The organism is Streptomyces xinghaiensis S187 (assembly GCF_000220705.2).
In the GTDB taxonomy this organism is placed as follows: domain Bacteria; phylum Actinomycetota; class Actinomycetes; order Streptomycetales; family Streptomycetaceae; genus Streptomyces; species Streptomyces xinghaiensis.
Window position 1 is genome coordinate 328,299 of the sequence record NZ_CP023202.1, and the last position, 16,504, is coordinate 344,802.

The 16,504-nt window shown below is 77.1% G+C and carries 12 protein-coding genes; 7 read left to right on the top strand and 5 right to left on the bottom strand.

What is annotated here, in order from left to right; translation table 11 throughout:
* Positions 1 to 383: 383 nt before the first annotated feature.
* Complete coding sequence (locus tag SXIN_RS31815) at positions 384 to 908, top strand: hypothetical protein (RefSeq protein WP_238153636.1); 525 nt, start codon at positions 384 to 386, stop codon at positions 906 to 908.
* 126 nt (positions 909 to 1,034) lie between these two features.
* On the opposite strand, the gene SXIN_RS01530 is transcribed toward SXIN_RS31815, so the two are convergent.
* The 4 genes from SXIN_RS01530 to SXIN_RS01545 all read right to left on the bottom strand — a co-directional run bounded on the left by SXIN_RS01530 (position 1,035) and on the right by SXIN_RS01545 (position 9,742).
* Entirely contained in the window at positions 1,035 to 6,146 is a 5,112-nt protein-coding gene (locus tag SXIN_RS01530; protein ID WP_095756452.1) for a hypothetical protein, read from the bottom strand.
* Between the two features lie 108 nt (positions 6,147 to 6,254).
* On the bottom strand, positions 6,255 to 7,178 hold the full coding sequence (locus tag SXIN_RS01535; RefSeq protein WP_238153637.1) for a hypothetical protein: 924 nt from the start codon (positions 7,176 to 7,178) through the stop codon (positions 6,255 to 6,257).
* 49 nt (positions 7,179 to 7,227) lie between these two features.
* Complete coding sequence (locus SXIN_RS01540) at positions 7,228 to 8,799, bottom strand: hypothetical protein (protein WP_095756453.1); 1,572 nt, start codon at positions 8,797 to 8,799, stop codon at positions 7,228 to 7,230.
* Positions 8,800 to 8,836: 37 nt separating this feature from the next.
* The gene (locus SXIN_RS01545; RefSeq protein WP_019708224.1) at positions 8,837 to 9,742 is read right to left on the bottom strand and encodes an AraC family transcriptional regulator; all 906 of its coding nucleotides are present in this window, start codon (positions 9,740 to 9,742) and stop codon (positions 8,837 to 8,839) included.
* A 144-nt stretch (positions 9,743 to 9,886) separates the two neighbouring features.
* Here SXIN_RS01545 and SXIN_RS01550 point away from each other — a divergent pair, with 144 nt between their 5' ends.
* The 6 genes from SXIN_RS01550 (at position 9,887) to SXIN_RS01575 (ending at position 14,726) form a co-directional block, all read left to right on the top strand.
* Complete coding sequence (locus tag SXIN_RS01550) at positions 9,887 to 10,204, top strand: putative quinol monooxygenase (RefSeq protein WP_019708223.1); 318 nt, start codon at positions 9,887 to 9,889, stop codon at positions 10,202 to 10,204.
* A gap of 136 nt (positions 10,205 to 10,340) precedes the next feature.
* Positions 10,341 to 11,306: an alpha/beta hydrolase gene (locus SXIN_RS01555; RefSeq protein WP_019708222.1), complete on the top strand. Its 966-nt coding sequence runs from the start codon at positions 10,341 to 10,343 to the stop codon at positions 11,304 to 11,306.
* Between the two features lie 360 nt (positions 11,307 to 11,666).
* On the top strand, positions 11,667 to 12,386 hold the full coding sequence (locus SXIN_RS01560; RefSeq protein WP_043473884.1) for a GntR family transcriptional regulator: 720 nt from the start codon (positions 11,667 to 11,669) through the stop codon (positions 12,384 to 12,386).
* The gene (locus tag SXIN_RS01565) at positions 12,383 to 13,171 is read left to right on the top strand and encodes a LamB/YcsF family protein (RefSeq protein WP_019708220.1); all 789 of its coding nucleotides are present in this window, start codon (positions 12,383 to 12,385) and stop codon (positions 13,169 to 13,171) included. The genes SXIN_RS01560 and SXIN_RS01565 overlap by 4 nt, the downstream gene beginning before the upstream one ends.
* Positions 13,168 to 13,836, top strand: a complete 669-nt coding sequence (locus tag SXIN_RS01570; RefSeq protein ID WP_095756454.1) for a 5-oxoprolinase subunit B family protein — start codon at positions 13,168 to 13,170, stop codon at positions 13,834 to 13,836. Before SXIN_RS01565 ends, SXIN_RS01570 begins: the two co-directional genes overlap by 4 nt.
* Positions 13,833 to 14,726, top strand: a complete 894-nt coding sequence (locus SXIN_RS01575) for a 5-oxoprolinase subunit C family protein (RefSeq protein ID WP_420341033.1) — start codon at positions 13,833 to 13,835, stop codon at positions 14,724 to 14,726. Before SXIN_RS01570 ends, SXIN_RS01575 begins: the two co-directional genes overlap by 4 nt.
* A 155-nt stretch (positions 14,727 to 14,881) precedes the next feature.
* Here SXIN_RS01575 and SXIN_RS01580 read toward each other — a convergent pair whose 3' ends face one another.
* Positions 14,882 to 16,339, bottom strand: coding sequence for a hypothetical protein (locus SXIN_RS01580; protein ID WP_095756456.1), 1,458 nt, complete (start codon positions 16,337 to 16,339; stop codon positions 14,882 to 14,884).
* Positions 16,340 to 16,504 lie beyond the last annotated feature (165 nt).

A 16,504-nucleotide genomic window follows, 5' to 3' on the forward strand; every position in this document is an offset into this window, starting at 1 on the left:
CGCCGGAGGTGGTGTTCCGTATTCCGTCTGCAAACGGCGTGAGCCTACTACTGCGAGGGTGGCAACTCGAAGACCAGTCCGGGTATCCACGCAGGTGCCGGTCAAGCCCCGACCCGGAGCTGTCGGATGATTCCAGGACATCACACCGAGCGGGCCCGCGCGGGCCGGAGCGCGCAACACCTCGTGAACGCGGCCATGTTGGCCGGAAAGCGATGAGCCCGGGAACCTCTGCCCCTTTCCGGTCGTGGTCCCTGGTGGAGGGGCGGAAGCGGATTTCTCCCCCACTCCGGTTTTCGGAACGACGCGAGGCGGGCAGCCGACCGGATACCCGGACTCCCGGGCCCGGCCCGGCACCACCACCCGCGGGGGAAAGTGAAGGTTTGATGGACACGCAGACACACCGCCCGACCGAGGGCGGCGCGGAATCTCCTTATGAGGCGCGGGATCACGTCATCCCGGCGGACCCGTCGTTCGACGCACCCGGGGCGGGCACGCTGTGGACCGTCGAGCCGGCGGTCCGGCCGCCGCTCCCCGAACCGGTCCGCTCGGCCGCCGTGCGGGCGGGCATCATCGTCGCCGTGACCCTGATCACGGCCATGGTCGCCTTCTTCTGCACCATGGCCGCCGTGTGGGCGGCCCTGCCCGCCGTCCTCACCACCGTGGCCATGACCATCGCCGCCACCTGGAGCGTCCTCGACGTCTGGATCACCCGGCAGGTGTGGAACCAGCGGCACGGCGTCGTCTCCGTCCCGAGCAGCACCGCGCGGGCGCTGCGCCGCGAACGGCGGCGGGCCCGGCGCGCGGCGCGGGCCGCCGCGCGGGAGGCCGCTCGGAAGACGGCCGGGAAGACGGCCGGGAAGACCACCCGCTCCTCGCGGCCCGCGGGGCGCCGGCTGTCCTCGGTCTAGGCTCTCCCCGCCCTCCCCGGCCGGCCTGCGGGCCGGCCCGGCAGCTGCCGTCCCGGGCTTCCGGGCTCCTGGCGGCCCCGCCCCGGTGTCCCCGGCCCGCCGACTCAGCCTGTCCCCCCTCTCGGCCTACTCCGTCTGCTCCCGGGCGGCCGCCGCCTCTCCCCCGCCGCCGGCCTCCGGCGGGCGGCGGAACATCCGGGTGGCGGTGATCTCCCCGTGCACCGTCTCCCCCGCATCCTGCCGGGGCAGGCCGGGGCGCAGATGCTCCTCCACCCGGATGTACTTCAGCCCGGCCCGCAGATCCGCGTCGTTCCGCAACCTGATCACCAGCGGGAACTCGGCGAGCGCCGTGGTGTCGAACAGCCCGGTCGTGTACAGGAGTTGCACGCCGAGGGCGTCCGCCACCGCCCGCTGCAGCTCCAGCAGATAGGTGGCGTTGGCCCGGCCGATCGGGTTGTCGAGGAAGAGCGTGCCCGCGTGCCGGTGCCGGTCGCGGCCGCGGTCGTTGCTGCGGAGCGCGGCCATGGTGCAGTACAGCGCGATGGCGGCGGTGAGCAGCTGGCCGCCGGAGAAGACGTCTCCCATCTGGCCGACCGGGACGCGCTCGGCGCGCAGCACCGCGTCCGGTTTGAGGATCTCCACGGCGATGCCGCGCGGCTGGAGGGCGGCCGCCACCCCGCGCAGCAGCAGGGTCATGCCGTCCCGGCGCAGATCGGAGTTCTTGCGCACGGCGCCGCGGGTGGCCTCGTCGATCACCTCGCCCAGCCGCTCGGTGAGCGTCGCCTGGTCGGGCTCCTCGAAGCGGATGCGCAGGAACTCCTGGCCCGACCACTCCCCCAGCCCGCCGGGCAGCCTCGACAGCCGTTGCGCCGAACGCAGCGTGGCCAGGGAGGCGTCCACCAGGCCGCGCAGCCGGTCGACGATGCTGTCCCGGTTCCGCTCCAGCTGCTCCAGTTCGTCGGTGAGGACCCGCAGCCGGGGCGCGAACGCCTCCCGCCAGGCCCCGGCGTGCTCGGCGAGGGCGGCGGCGGGCAGTTCCCTGATCTGCTGGCGGGCGGGGGTGCGGACCTGCTCGTAGCGGGCGGAGTTGGCGTGCCGTACGAGGATGTCGCTCGCCTCGCGGACCGCCGCCTCGGCGGCGGAGAGGTCGGCGGCGCAGCCGCGGAGCGACCGCCGCGCCTCGGCGGCGGCCTGCCGGGCCTCCTCCGGGCCGCCCGGGTAGGGCGCGGGCGGCTCCTCGCCGTCCTGCTCGCCGGCCCGGTCCGGCTCGCGCAGCAGTTCGCGCAGGAAGGCGGCCGTGTCGTCGAAGCCGCTCGCCGCCTCCTCGGCCGAGCGGTGGGACCGCAGCAGCCCGGCGTGGACGGCTCTGGCCGTCTCCCACGCCTCCTCGTGCCCCGCGAGTTCGGCGGTGGCGGTGCGCAGCAGGGCCTTGGCCTCCTCGGCCCCGGCGGGGACCAGCTCCGCGGGCAGCTCCGTGTAGGCGTCCCCCGGGTGTCCGTCGGGCCCGGGCGGCGGGGCGAGCCGTTCGGCCTCGCCCCGGTAGCGGCCGAGCTGTTCGCTGGCGGCCGAGGCGCGCGACTCCAGCAGCTGCACCTGGGACTCCGCGCGGGCGGCGGCCGCCTGGCGGGACGGGCCGTCGGCGCCGTCGGCGCTCTCCAGGAGCTGGGCGGCGCGGGTGCGCACCTTGTTGGTGAGCCGGTCGAGTTCGGCGCGGGCCGCGCTCTCGTCGCTCTCCGCGCGGGCCTGTTCGGCGCGGAGGTCGGCGCCGACGCCGACCTTCTCGTAGAGCTGTGAGGCGGCCCGGTAGGCCTCGCGGAGATCGGGGAGGGCGGCGCCGCGGGCCTCGGCGGCGTCCCGCCCCTCCCGGGCCGCCTCCTCGGCGACGCCCGCGATCTCGGCTCGCTCGGCGCGCAGGGTGCGGGCGGTGCGCCGGGCGTCGTCGGCGGCACGCTGGGCGGCGCGGCGGTCCTCGTCCGCGGCACGGGCCCGCTCCCAGCAGGCCGCGGCGCGCGCCTCGGCCTCGGCGGTCTCCTCCGCGGTCTCCCGCAGCCGGCTCTGCCAGCGGGCCCGTTCCCGGAGCCGGAAGGCGAGGCCGGAGAGGGCATCGGCGGTGCGGCGGGCGCGCTGCGCGGCCTCCTGCCGCTCGTCCGCCGCCGAGGCGGCTCCGGCCGCCGCCTCCTCCGCCTCGGCGCGGGCGGTCCGGGCCCCGGCGAGCCGCTCCCGGGCGTCCGCGGCCGCGTTCCGGGCCGAACGGGCGGCCTCCGCCAGCTCGGTGAGCCGGCCGGGCGGGCAGTCCTCGCGCCAGGAGGCGATCCGGGCGGCCAGCGCCCTGTCCCCCGCCAGCCGGGCCGCCAGGGCGCGGATCTCCTCGTCGCGGGCGGCGGCGCGGGCCCGGCGGGCCCGCCGCTCGTCGTCGGCGGCGTGCTCGTCGTGCATGGCCGGGTTCGGCGGGACGAGGAAGACCTCCGCCCCGGGGCCGCTGCCGCCGCCCGCGCCGGCCGGCGGGGGCGGGGCGAGCAGCGCGGCGGCGGTGCCGACGGCCACGGCCGAGCGGGGCAGCAGCGCGGCCCCCGCGAGCACCTCGCGGGCGCGGGCGTGGGTGGCGGGGTCGGTGATGACGACGCCGTCGACGAGCTCGGGGCGGGCCGCGAGCACCGTGGCGTGGTCCTCCGGGGCCACGGCCTGGGCGAGGTAGCGCCAGCCGGGCAGGGCGGGGATGCCGTGCTCGCCGAGGTACTCGACGGCGGCCAGGACGTCGGGGCCGGGCGGCAGGAGTCCGCCGTCGCCGAGGGCGCCGAGGATGCGGGCGTCGTCGGCGGCGGCCGTTCTCAGCTCGAACAACTGCCGCTCGGCGGAGGTGACTCCGCGGTCGAGCAGATCGCGCAGCGCCTCGGCGTAGCGGTCCAGTTCCTCGACGGTCAGCGGGCCGTCCCCGGTGCCGTTCCCGTGGGCCGTTTCCGGGCCGGTCCCCGGCGGGGCGGCCGGTCCCGTTCCGGCGGCCGCGGTGCCCGCCGGGTGGTCGGGCGCCGTCCCCCGGCCGGCGCCGTGCCCCTCCCCGGGGCCGGACGGGACGCCGCCGGCCGCCGTTTCCCCGCCGTCCGCCCGGCCGTCCGGACTCCCCTCGGCCGCGGGGGTGCCGGAGGCCCGGGGGTCACCGGACCGGCCCGTATCGCCGGGCCCCGTACTCCCGTCTCCGGTGGCCCGCGGGCCCTCCGGGCCGCCCGGGTGCGGGACCGCCGCGACGCGGGGTCCGGACGGGGACGCGGCGGCCGGGCCGGACGGGGCCGGGCCGGCGCCGCGCGGAGCCGGTACGGCGGCCGTTCCCGCCCGCCCGGGGGCTCCGGTGCCGCCGCCGTCCGCGGAGCCCGGTTCGGCGGCCGCCGCCGAGCCGGGAGCCGGAAGGCTCAGCAGTTCGGCGAGCCGGGGTTCCGCGGCGATCGCGGCGGCCGTGCGGCGCTCGGCGGTATGGGCGGACTCCGCCGCGCGGGCGGCGTCCTCGGCGCGGGAGGCGGCCAGGTCGGCCCGGGTCTCCTCGGCCGCGGCCTCCCGGGCCCGGTCGGCGGCCCGCCGGGCCGTGTCCCGGGCGGCGGTCGCGGCGGCGACCGCGGACCGTACGGCCTCGCCGGCGGCGAGCGCGGCACGCGCCGGGTCCGCGTCGGGCGCGGTGTCGTCGAGCCAGCCGGAGCGGACCGCCTCCGCCGTCTCCTGTTCGACCTCGGCGAGCCGCTGCCGCAGATGTTCGGCCTCGCTGCGGGCGCGCTGGGCGGCGGTCGCGGCCTCGGTGGCACCGCGGTGGGCGGTCTCCCCCTCGCTCTGGAGGGCGGCGGAACGGGCCTCCTCCCCGGCCGCGATCCGCTCGCCGTTCTCGACGGCCGCGTCCAGGGCGCCGACCAGTTCTGCGGCGGCGGTCGCCCGGGCGGCGAGCGCCGGGGCGGCGTCGCGCTCGGCCTCGCGGATCGCGGCGGCGACGCGCGCGGAGCGGTCGGCGGCGGCCCGGTGGCGCAGGACGGCCTCCGCGGCCTGCCAGGCGGAGAGGAGGGTGCGGGCCTCGCCCAGCTCCCGCTTCTGCGCGGCCGCGGCCTTCTCGGCGGCGGCGAGGGCCAGCGAGGCGTGCCGGTAGGCGAGTTCGGCGGCGATCAGGGAGCCGCGCTCGCGGGCCCGCTCCGCCTCGGCGACGGTCCGTTCCGCGGCGGTGACCTGGCCGGCCAGTTCGGCGGCCCGGCCGCGCTCCTCGCGGGCGCGGGCGGCGAGCCGCCGGACGAGGGTGCGGGTGCGCCGCTCGGCCCCGGCGTGCACCTCGCGGGCGCGCTCCCGTTCCGCCGCGGCCTCCGTGATCCGGCCGAGCAGGTCGACGGAGCCGGCGGTGAAGTCCCGTTCGGCGGTGAGCTCGGCTCGGCGGCCGAGCTTGTGGGCGAAGCCGTGCACGAGGTCGGCGAGGCCGTCGGTGTCGCGGGTGTCGGTGACGGCGCGCAGCAGCAGGTCGGCGAAGTCGGCGTCGTTCTTGACGGCGAAGAGGCCGGCGGCCTCGCCCTCGTCGGCGTTCATCTCCCGCTGGTAGCGGAAGAGTTCGGGGTCGAGGCCGAGTTCGCCGAGGTGCTCGTTCCAGCGCTCGTGGATCTCCTCCCAGACCACGTCGAGGTTGGGATAGGCCCGGCCCGCCTCGGTGAGGGCGTCGCGGAACCCCTTCATGGTGCGGCGGCGGCCCCGCGCGCCCGACACGCCCTCGGCGGGGGCCCGGACGGCGGTGGACTCGGCCACTGGCAGCGAGTCCAGGCTCATCCCGGGGCCGGGGCGGAAGGAGTACCAGGCCTCGGCGAACTTGCGCGGGTCGGAGGAGACCTGGCGGCCGCGCCACTCGCTGACCTTGCCGACGACGACGGTCTCGCCGGTGAGGGTGTGCGTCCACTCCAGGGCGACGTGCCCGCAGTCGTCGGCGAGGAGGAACTTGCGGAGCACGCCGGAGCTGGCGCCGCCGAGGGTGTTGCGGTGGCCGGGCAGCATCACGGAGAAGATCAGTTTGAGCAGGACGGACTTGCCGCCGCCGTTCTCCAGGAAGAGCACTCCGGCGGGGGCCGGGCGGCGCGGCGGCCCGGTGGGCTCCTCCTCGAAGAAGTCCGCCTGGGCGGGGGCGGGGTGGGCCACGGGGTCGCCGACGCCGCGCAGATCGAGCACGGTGTCGGCGTAGCGCGCGCCTGCGGGGCCGATGGAGTAGAGGCGGACCCGGGACAGCTCGTACATGGCGGCGGACTCTCGGTGTGATGCGGACGGTCGGGTCTGGCGGCCGGCGTTCCCGGAGGCGGCGGTTCGGGAGGCCCCGCCCCCGGGGCGCCGGGTGCGCCGGGCCCGTCAGGTGTGGAAGGGCAGTCCGGCGTCGGCGACGAGTTCGTCGCTCTCGTCGGGGGGCAGCAGGGTCGGGGTGCCGTCGCCGACGGCCACGACGCCGAGCTCCAGCAGCTCGGCCAGCGCGGCGGAGCCGGCCATGTCGCGCACCTGGAGCTGATAGCGGGCGGTGGTGCGGTACGAGCCTCCGGCGTCGTCCCCGGTGCGCTGGAGGAAGCCGGAGTCGGTGAGGAACGCGACGGCCTTGCCGACGATGCCGGTGGTCGAACCGGCCAGCCGGCGGGCGTCCTTGGTGGCGCCGGTGGCGCTGCGCCGTGACCACACCCGCCAGGCGGCCTCCAGCCCGGGGGCGCCGGTGGCCGGGTCGGTGTTCTCGCCCGCCGCCTCGGCGCGCTCCTCCAGCCGGCGGCAGGCCTGCCGGACGAAGGCGTCGACGCCGTTGACGGTGATCCGGCCGATGTAGCCGTCGTCGGCCAGGTCCTCGGGGCGCGGGAAGGCGAGGGCGGCGACGGCGAGATGGGCCAGGCCGTGCAGGAAGCGGTCGGTGGTGTCGGAGACGGCGCGGCGGGCGTAGTCGCCCATGCGGACGGCGAAGACGGAGTCCTCGGCGGCCGTCACCACCATGCCCGCGCGGGACGACACCTCCAGGACGACGAGGCCGAGCCCGGTGGCGACCGCGTCGGCGAGCCGGGCGAAGGCCGGGTCGTCGCGGTGCCGGCGCAGCAGTTCGGCGTAGTCGGCGTCGCGGGCGGGGAGCAGCCTCGGCTGGAGGCCGTAGGAGACGAGCCGCGCGGCGTCGGCGGCGTCGGCCGGCGTGACCGCGGCGGTGCCCGCCGGGGCGCGCGGTGCGGTCTCCTCCCGGCCGCCGGGCGGCGGGCAGCCGTCGCCCGGGAGGCCCGGGGAACCGTCGTCCGTGCCGTACTCGTTCACTGCTGTCGCTCCTTGCCGGGTGCGGGGCCGGGTGCGGGGGCCGGGGGCGTCACGCCGCCTCCGTGCTGCGGTCCGCGGCCATGCCCGCCGCGTCGAGCAGGGCGGTGCCGACGATCAGGTCGGCGCCGCCGTACTCCGGGTCGTCGAGCTGGACGCCGTCGTCCACGGCGAACAGCAGGCGCCGCTCGCCCTGGCGGTAGGCGGTGCCGACCGGCGGGCTCGCGGCGTGCACCGCCAGCAGCGCGACGAGATAGGGCAGTTCGGGGTCCTGGCGGCGGGCCTCGGCCAGCAGCCCGGAGAGCCGGCGCGGGGCGTCGGGCGGCAGGTCGAGCAGGTCCAGGGCGCGGGCCAGCTGCTCCTCGCTGAACCGGCTGTCGTCGGGCGTGGTGACGAGGTCCGGCTCGGGCATCTCCGCACCGAGGTGCTCGCGTTCGGCGGGCGGGGTGAGGAGCAGGGCGGTGAGGTCGCCGAGGCGCACGGCCGGGGGTGTGCGCAGGCCGGTACCGCGGGCGAAGAAGGCGTCGGTGACGGGCAGGGCCCGCTCCACGGGCAGCGGCAGCAGTGGCGCGAGCAGCTGGCCGTACAGGTCGAGCCCGGCCCGCGCGGAGGGCGGGGCGAACGCCTGCCGGTCCTGCTCGGCGCGGAACAGCGGGCCGGCCTCCAGCAGCCGGGACTGCAGCTGGGTGTGGCGCCGGACGCAGTCCTTGACGATGTCCACGAGCTCGGCGGCGCGCCGTTTGTGCTCGGCGTCCTCCGCCTCGTCACGGGCGCGGCGGATGTTGGTGAGGATGGCGTTCTCGTGGCGGTAGCGGTCGGCGACGTGGTCGAGCGCCTCCGCGATCAGATCGGGCACCCGGTTCAGCCAGTCCACGGCGCGGACGTTGCGCCGGGTGGCCTCCAGGGTGCGGCGCAGCGTCTCGGCGTACTGCACGGTGCGGTAGCGGGCCTGTTCGGCCGCGAGCTGGGCGTCGGCGAGCCGGCCCCGGCTGATCAGCACCTCCAGCTTGACCTCGGCGGCGATCTGCGCGCTCGTGACATCCGTGTCGAGGGCGCCGACCAGGACGTTGACCGCCTCGTCGGTGGTGCGCAGATAGACACCGCCGCCGGGCCCGGGGACCTCCTCGATCAGCTTGAAGTCGTAGTCCCGGCGGACGTAGCGGCCGTCGGGGCCGAAGGTTCCGTAGACCGCGCGGAAGCCGCGGTCCACGCTGCCGACGTTGATGAGGTTCTCCAGGACCCAGCGGGCGACCCGTTCGTGCTCGGCGGCGGGGCGCTCCGGTGCCTGCGCGGCGACCCGGGGCAGCAGCCGGGCGACGACCTGCTCGTGGTCGGCGCCGGTGTCGAAGTCCATGTTCAGCGTGACGAGATCGATGGCGGCCAGCGCCGTCTCCGCCATCGCGTAGACCGTGTACTCACCGGCGAGGTTGGCCTTGCGCGCGTCGAGGTCGTGGAGCGGCGCGGTGCAGGCGAGCGCGCGCAGCCGCCGGGCCAGCCCCTCGTCGGCGGCGGGCCCGGGGGCGGGCCGGGCCACCGAACCGGGCTGTACCCCACTGAGCTGCGGCGGAGCGGATTCCGAGACGTGCGACTTCACGACGCACAGAGTAGGTCCTCGCGCTGACATCCTCCCAAACGGCGCGGATGGGACCGGCCGCGGCGGCTCAGGGAAGGGCCTCCGCCGGAGTGCGCACCGCCTGGCGCAGGCGGGCCGCGTCCCGGCTGGGGGGCGCGCCGAACTGGCGGCGGTACTCGCGGCTGAACTGTGACGGGTTGTCGTAGCCGACACGGTGTCCGACGCCGGTGACGTCGCCGGGGCGGGCGGCGAGCAGCAGCCGGGCCTCCTGGAGCCGGATCTGCTTCTGGAACTGGATCGGGCTCATCGCGGTCACCGCCCGGAAGTTGCGGTGGAAGGCGGAGACGCTCATACCGGACAGCCGCGCCACGTCCTCGACGCGGAAGGGCTGCGCGTAGTGCTCGCGGATCCAGCGCACGGCCCGCGAGATGTGGCTGAGGCCGCTGTCGGGCAGCCCGAGCTGACGGACCGTCGCACCCTGCTCCCCGGTGATCAGGCGCCACAGGATCTCGCGTTTGACCAGCGGGGCCAGCACGTCCCGGTCCCGCGGCTCGTCCAGCAGGCGCAGCAGCCGGACCACCGCGTCGAGCAGGGCGGCCGGAGCGTCGCTGACGGCGATCCCCGGCGGCGCGCCCTCCCCCGGGCGGCGCCTGTCCCCGGTGCCGGCCCGCAGCAGCAGTTCGGCGACCTCGGACGGTTCCAGCCGCAGGCCGAACCCCAGGGCCGGCCGCTCGGGACCGGCCAGGGTGAACTGCCCGGTGACGGGCAGGTCGACCGACGCGACCAGGTACTGCCCGGCGCGGTACTCGTACACCCGGTCGCCCAGGGCGAGCCGCTTGGCGCCCTGGGCGATAACGGCCAGCACCGTGCCGGACATCGAGGGGACCGGCGGGTCCGCCCGGTCGACCTTCGAGACGAGGACGCCGTCGACGGCGGTGGTCGAGTCGGGCCGGGCGTGCCGGGCCAGCAGCGTGCGGAGCTCCGTGAGGTCCATGGGCCCATTGCAGCACCCCTCCGCGCCCCGGCTCCCCGAGTCGCCAGGATCGTGCAAGGACCAGCGAGCATCGTTCTAACGTTTCCGCAGGTCAGGGCAGTTGACTGGAGTCACCTCACTCCACCACGTCGAAAGAAGGCAGCCATGACCGCCCACTACGGCTTCACCGCCACCCTGACCGCCGGACCCGGCGGCGGCGACCGGCTCGTGGAGCTGCTGCTGACCGGCCTGGACGAGGGCGCCCCGGGTTCGAGCGAGCACTGCGTGGTGTATCTCGTCTCCCGTTCCGCGTCCGACCCCGATGTCGTCCACGTCACCGAGGGCTGGACCAGCGAGGAGGACCACCACCGGATCTTCGCCGGCGAGGCCGCCCGGGCCATCGTGGCGCGGATCGGCGGACTGCTGGCCAAGGAGGCCGAGTACACCGATTACGTGCCGGTGTACGGCAAGGCCGCGTTCTGAGCCGCCCGGCGTCCGCACCGGCCCCCTCCCCGCCGCTCCCGGCTCCCCCGGCATCCCGAAGCCCCGACGCCCCGGCGCCCGGCGAGCGGCTCCCTGCCCCCCGTCCGTCCGCACCACCCGATGAAAGGCAACCAGCATGACCACGGCACACCCCGGCCTGGACCCCGAACTGCGCACGCTGCTGGCCGGGATACCCCGGATACCGGCGCTCGATCCGGAAGTCCTCGCGCAGCTGCGCCGGCTGCCGCCGACGCCGGTCGACGCCCTCCTCTCCCACCGCCGGGCCGGCCACCGCGAGGTCACCGTGCCCGCCGGGGACGGCGCCGGGATCCCCCTGTCGGTCTTCACCCCCGCGGACACCGGCGGCGCCGCCCCCTGCGTCTACTGGATGCACGGCGGCGGGATGGTCATGGGCGACCGCTTCTCGCAGATCGACATCCCGCTGGAGTGGCTCGACGCGTTCGGCGCGGTCGTGGTCTCCGTGGACTACCGGCTCGCACCGGAGGCCACCGGCACCACCCCGGTCGACGACTGCTACCGGGGACTGCTCTGGGTCGCCGAGCACTCCGCCGAACTGGGCGTCGACCCCGCCCGGATCGTCGTCGCCGGCGCCAGCGCGGGCGGCGGCCTCGCCGCCGGCGTCGCCCTGCTGGCCCGTGACCGCGGCACCCCGGCGATCGCCGCGCAGATGCTCGTCTGCCCCATGCTCGACCACCGCAACACCAGCGTCTCCAGCCTCCAGTACGCGGACGGGCCCGGCGTCTGGACGCGCCAGATGAACGAGTTCGGATGGCGCAGCCTCCTCGGCGGCCTCACCGGCGACGAGGTGCCCGCGTACGTCTCGCCCGCGCTGGCCGACGATCTCTCCGGTCTGCCGCCGGCCTACATCGACACCGGCTCCGCCGAGGTCTTCCGCGACGAGGACGCCGACTACGCCACCCGTCTCTGGGCGGTCGGCGGCCAAGCCGAACTCCACGTCTGGGCGGGCGGCTTCCACGGCTTCGACGCGCTGTTCCCGCAGGCGCGGATCTCGGCCACCGCGCGCCGGACCCGCACCGACTGGCTCGCCCGGGTCCTGTCCCCGGACCACCCCGCCGCGTAGCGCCGCCGCTCCCCGAGCACATCGCCCCTCACTCACGCACGTCCACATCGGAGCGGTGATCGCCGCCCTGGTCTCCGGGGAGAGCCGCTGGACCACGGCCCAGAGCATCGGGGTGTCCGGCGGCTACGACCTTGAGCCACCGGCCGGCCCCGCGCCGCCCGGGACCACCCCGGCCACCGGGCCGGTTGTCGGAGGGCGGTGGGATGCTGCTCACGTCGCCGCACCGCCCCGGGTCCCCGGCAGGCGGGGAGCCGGACCGGTACCGGCTCCGCTCCGGGGGCCGGGACCGCGGGCCCGGCGCGGCCGCGGATACTGTTGTTCAACAATCCACACCGTGTTCCGCTCGCCCACGGGGGGCCCATGGACCGCACCAACGCGCAGGCCGCGTCCGCCGCCGACCCCTTCGCGCCGCTCGCGGCCGACCGCGACCGGCTTGGACGCGGCAGTACGGCGCAGCGCGTCGCCGACGTCCTGCGCGACCGGATAGCCGAGGGGACGCTGCCGCCCGGCACCCGGCTCTCGGAGGAGGCGCTCGGTGCCGCGCTCGGCGTCTCCCGCAACACGCTGCGCGAGGCGTTCCGGCTGCTGGCGCACGGCCGCCTGGTCGTGCACGAGGTGAACCGGGGCGTCCGGGTGCGGGTGCTGAGCCGTGCGGACGTCCTGGACATCTTCACCGTCCGGCGGGCCCTGGAGCTGGCCGGACTGCGCGCCGCGCCGGAGGCCCGCCCGAGTCAGCTGAGCGCTCTGGCGCAGGCGGTGGCCGGGGGCGAGGCCGCCGCGCGGGCCGGTGACTGGCGGGCGGTCTCCACCGCCGATCTGCGGTTCCACCGGGCGCTGGGCGGACTGGCCGGCAGCCCCCGGATCGACGAGTATCTGAGCCGCGTCCTCGCCGAACTGCGCCCCGCGCTGCTGGCGCTGCCCCGGGCCCGCTGGCTGAACGAGCCGCCGCCGGTCCGGAACCGGCGCTTGACGGATCTCCTGGAACGCGGTGCGCTGCACCTGGCCGAGGCGGAGCTGGAGAGCTCCCTCGCCGACTCCCGGCAGATGCTTCTGGACACGATGGGGAAGGCTGCAACATGACCGCTTCCGCGCCTCCGTCCGCGCCCGTCATCGACCTCAACGCCGACCTGGGCGAGGGGTTCGGCCGCTGGAGCCTGACCGACGACGACGCCCTGCTGTCGGTCGTCACCAGTGCCAATGTGGCCTGTGGTTTCCACGCGGGCGACCCGTCCACGATGCGCCGGGTGTGCGAGCTCGCCGCCGAGCGGGGGGTGCGGATCGGCGCCCAGGTCGCGTACCGGGATCTGGCGGGCTTCGGCCGCCGCTCCATGGACGTGCCGCGCCGGGAGCTCGCCGACGAGGTCGCCTATCAGATCGGGGCGCTGGACGTCTTCGCGCGCGCCGCCGGTTCGCGGGTCGCCTATGTCAAGCCGCACGGCGCGCTGTTCAGCCGGACGGTGCACGACGAGGAGCAGGCCGCCGCGGTCGTCGAGGGAACCGTGCTCGCGGCGGGAGGCCGTCCGCTGCCCGTCCTCGGGCTGCCCGGTTCGCGGCTGCTGGAGGCGGCGGAGGGCGCGGGGCTGCCCGCGGTCGCGGAGGCGTTCGCCGACCGCGCCTACTCCACGGACGGCACGCTGGTGCCGCGGGGCCGGCCGGGTGCCGTCGTCGAGGACCCGGAGGAGGTCGTGGCGCGCTCCCTGCTGATGGCCGTGGACCACCGGGTGGCGACCGCCGAGGGAGAGAAGATCACCGTGCGGGCCCGCTCCCTGTGCCTGCACGGCGACACCCCCGGAGCGGCCGCGCTCGCCCTGCTGGTCCGGGAGGCGCTGATCGCCGACGGGGTGGCGCTGGAGCCCTTCGCATGAGGGTCCTGCGGGTGGGGCGGCACGCGCTGCTGGTGGAGCCCGGCGGCCCCGAGGCGGCGAGCGCGCTCCACGCCGAGCTCGTGCGGCGCCGGGAGACGGGGGAGCTGCCCCCGGTGCGCGAGATCGTGCCGGCCGCGCACACCGTGCTCATCGACGGCCTGGACGACCCGCGGGCCCTCGCCGCCGAACTGGCCGGCTGGGAGGTGCCCCCGCAGTCCGCCGGGGCGGGGCGCACGGTCCGCGTCCCGGTCCGGTACGACGGCCCGGACCTGGCGGAGGTGGCGGAGCGCTGGGGCGTCCGCCCCGAGGAGGTCCCGGAGATCGTCGGCGGGGTGCGCTTCCGGGTGGCGTTCTGCGGTTTCGCCCCGGGGTTCGGCTATCTGACCGGGCTGCCGGAGCGCTACCGGCTGCCGCGCCGCCCGACGCCCCGGACGTCCGTGCCGGCGGGCTCGCTGGCTCTCGCCGGGGAGTACGCCGGGGTGTACCCGCGCTCCTCGCCGGGCGGCTGGCAGCTGATCGGCAGCACCGGCGAGGTGCTGTGGGACCCGGCCCGCGAACCGGCCGCGCTGCTCGCCCCGGGCACGGAGGTCCGCTTCGTCGCCGCCGACGGCCCGGCGGCCGTGCGGGACGGCGCCCCCGCGGCCGTCGGGGACGGTCTCCGGTGAGCGCCGCCCGTGCGTCAACGGGCGTGCCCGGACCGGTGGTCCGGGCCGAGCGGCCGGGCGCGCTGACGACCGTCCAGGACCTGGGACGCACCGGTCACGCCCATCTGGGGGTGCCCCGGTCCGGCGCGCTGGACCTCCCCGCGCACCGGCTGGCCAACCGCCTCGTCGGCAACGCCCCGGAGGCCGCGACGCTGGAGACCACCGTGAGCGGCGCCGCGCTGCGCGTACGGACGCCGGTCACCGCCGCCGTCACGGGCGCGCCCTGCGCGGTGACGGTCGACGGCCGGCCCGCTCCCTGGGGGGCGCCGGTGCGGCTGCCGGCGGGCGCGGTCCTGGACGTCGGCCCGGCGGCCGGCGGCCTCCGCTCGTACATCGCCTTCGCGGGCGGGATCGCGGCCGAACCCGTGCTGGGCAGCCGCTCCGCCGATCTGCTCTCCGGGCTGGGCCCTCCGCCGCTTGCCGCCGGTGACGAACTCCCGCTCGGGACGCCGCACGGGCCGCCGGCCCCGGTGGACGCGGTGCCCTGCCCGGGTCCGCCCGCCGAGCTGGTGCTGCCGGTGCTGCCGGGCCCGCGCCACGACTGGTTCGCGCCGGACGCGCTCCGCTCCCTGGCGTGCGCCCGGTACGCGGTGTCGCCCGCGAGCAACCGGATCGGGCTGCGCACCGACGGGCCGCCGCTGCGGCGCTCCCGGGCGGGTGAACTCCCCAGTGAGGGCATGGTGCTCGGCGCGGTGCAGGTGCCGCCGGACGGCCGTCCGGTCGTCTTCCTCGCCGACCACCCCGTGACCGGCGGCTACCCCGTGATCGGTGTCGTCCCGGAGGACCGCCTCTGGGCGGCGGCGCAGGCTCCCCCGGGCACGCCGCTGCGCTTCGTCCCGGTCAGCCGCTGACCGCCGGGCCGGGGCCCGGCGCGGGGTTGAGGGCCGCGTGCGGGGTTGAGGGCCGCGCGCGGGGTTGAGGGCCGCGCGCGGGGCTCACGCGCCCGACGCCCGGCCTGCGCACGGCCGGAGCGGCCTCGCCCCGCCGGCAGGCCGTGCCGCCCCGCTCACACCCCGCCGGGGGCGAGCCCCGCGTCGGGGCCGATGCGGCTGCGGACGGCCGTCTGGACCTCGGCCTCCTCGGCGGGATCGGTGGCCAGCCGGCGCAGTTGTTCGACGACCCGGGTGTCTCCGATGGCGGCGTGCCGGGCGGCCAGTTCGCGGGTGGACTCCTCGCAGTCCCAGAGGCATTCGACGGCGAAGCCCGCCGCGAAGGAGGGATCGGTGGCGGCGAGGGCGCGGGCGGCCCGGCCGCGGAGCTGGGAGGAGGAGGTCTCGCGGTAGATGTGCCGGAGGACGGGGGCGGCGCTGTCGATCCGCAGCCGGCCGGTGCCGTCCACGAGGGTCCACAGATCGCGGGCGTCGGCTCCACCGCTCCGCACCGTGCGGCGGAGCGCGGCCAGGACGAGGCCGGCGTCCCGCACGCCGCCGCGGCAGGCGAGCATCCCGGCCGCGGCGTTGCCGACGGCGTCGTCGCGGTGCGCCCAGGCCCGGGCGCGTTCGAGGGCGGCGATGCTCCGCATCCGCTCGAAGGAGGCGAGGGCGGTCTCGGCGACGAGCCCGGACGGGCCGGAGGCGGCGGAGGAGTCCGAGGCGGCGAGGTCCAGCAGATCGAGGACGCCGGGGTCCTGCCGGTCGGCGAGATGGCGGAGCGCGGCGCTGCGGGCGGCCTCGGGGCCGCAGCGGGCGGCTTCCAGGAGCAGCGGGCGGTCCTCGGGGCCGGCCACGGCGGCGAGACAGCGGGCGGCGGCCTCGTGCCGCGGCTGCTCCGGCTCCTCCTCGTAGGAGCGCTGGGCCCACTCCAGGATCTCCGGGACGCTCCAGCCGGGGCTGGGTCCGGCGGGCCTGAGCTGGCGCTGCCAGCGGTCGAAGGAGCCCTGTTCCCGCGCGGCGCGGACGCGGGCGGCGACGTCCGGGCCGGCGGCGCCGTCCTCCCACAGCCGCCAGGCCCGGGGTTCCCAGGCGTCGCGCACGGCGGCGGTGAGGGCGGCGTCGCCCTCCGGGCCGGCCGGGAAGCGGGCGAGGACGGGCGCGCCCAGGGAGCGGAGCACGGAGTCGTCGGCGCGCAGGGCGAGTTCGTCCAGCGCCCACGGCCAGTTGGTGCCGGCGGCGGTGTAGCGGCGCAGGAGGTCCACGGCGTCGGTGCGGCCGTAGCCGGCGAGGTGGCCGAGGAAGGAGAGGGCGAGGCCGGTGCGTTCCTCGGCGGTGTCCATCACGTCGTCGGCGTCGAAGAGGTGCTGTTCGATCTCGTCGAGGCCGCCGCCGAGCGCGAGGTGGAGGCGCGCGTAGTAGAGGGAGCGGTTCTCCAGCTGCCAGTCGTGACGGGGGTCACGCACCACGCAGTGGTGCAGTGCGGCGAGCGCCTCGCCCCGGGGGGCCGCGAGGGCGTGCAGGGTCCCGTCGCCGCGGCCTCGCTGCAGGAGGCCGAGCAGGGTGCCGCTGGGCGCTATGTCTGGATCGAACATGAGGTCAGCATCCGGTGCGGGAGGGTCGCTGGCAACGGGATATTTCCGCTGACCGGCATTCTTGCCGGTGACCGCGGCCCCCATGCCCGGCGGGGAGAGGGTATTCCGGGTCCCGAACGCCGCACCCTACCCGGACGGGGCCGTTCCGCCGAGCCGGGCCGGGAA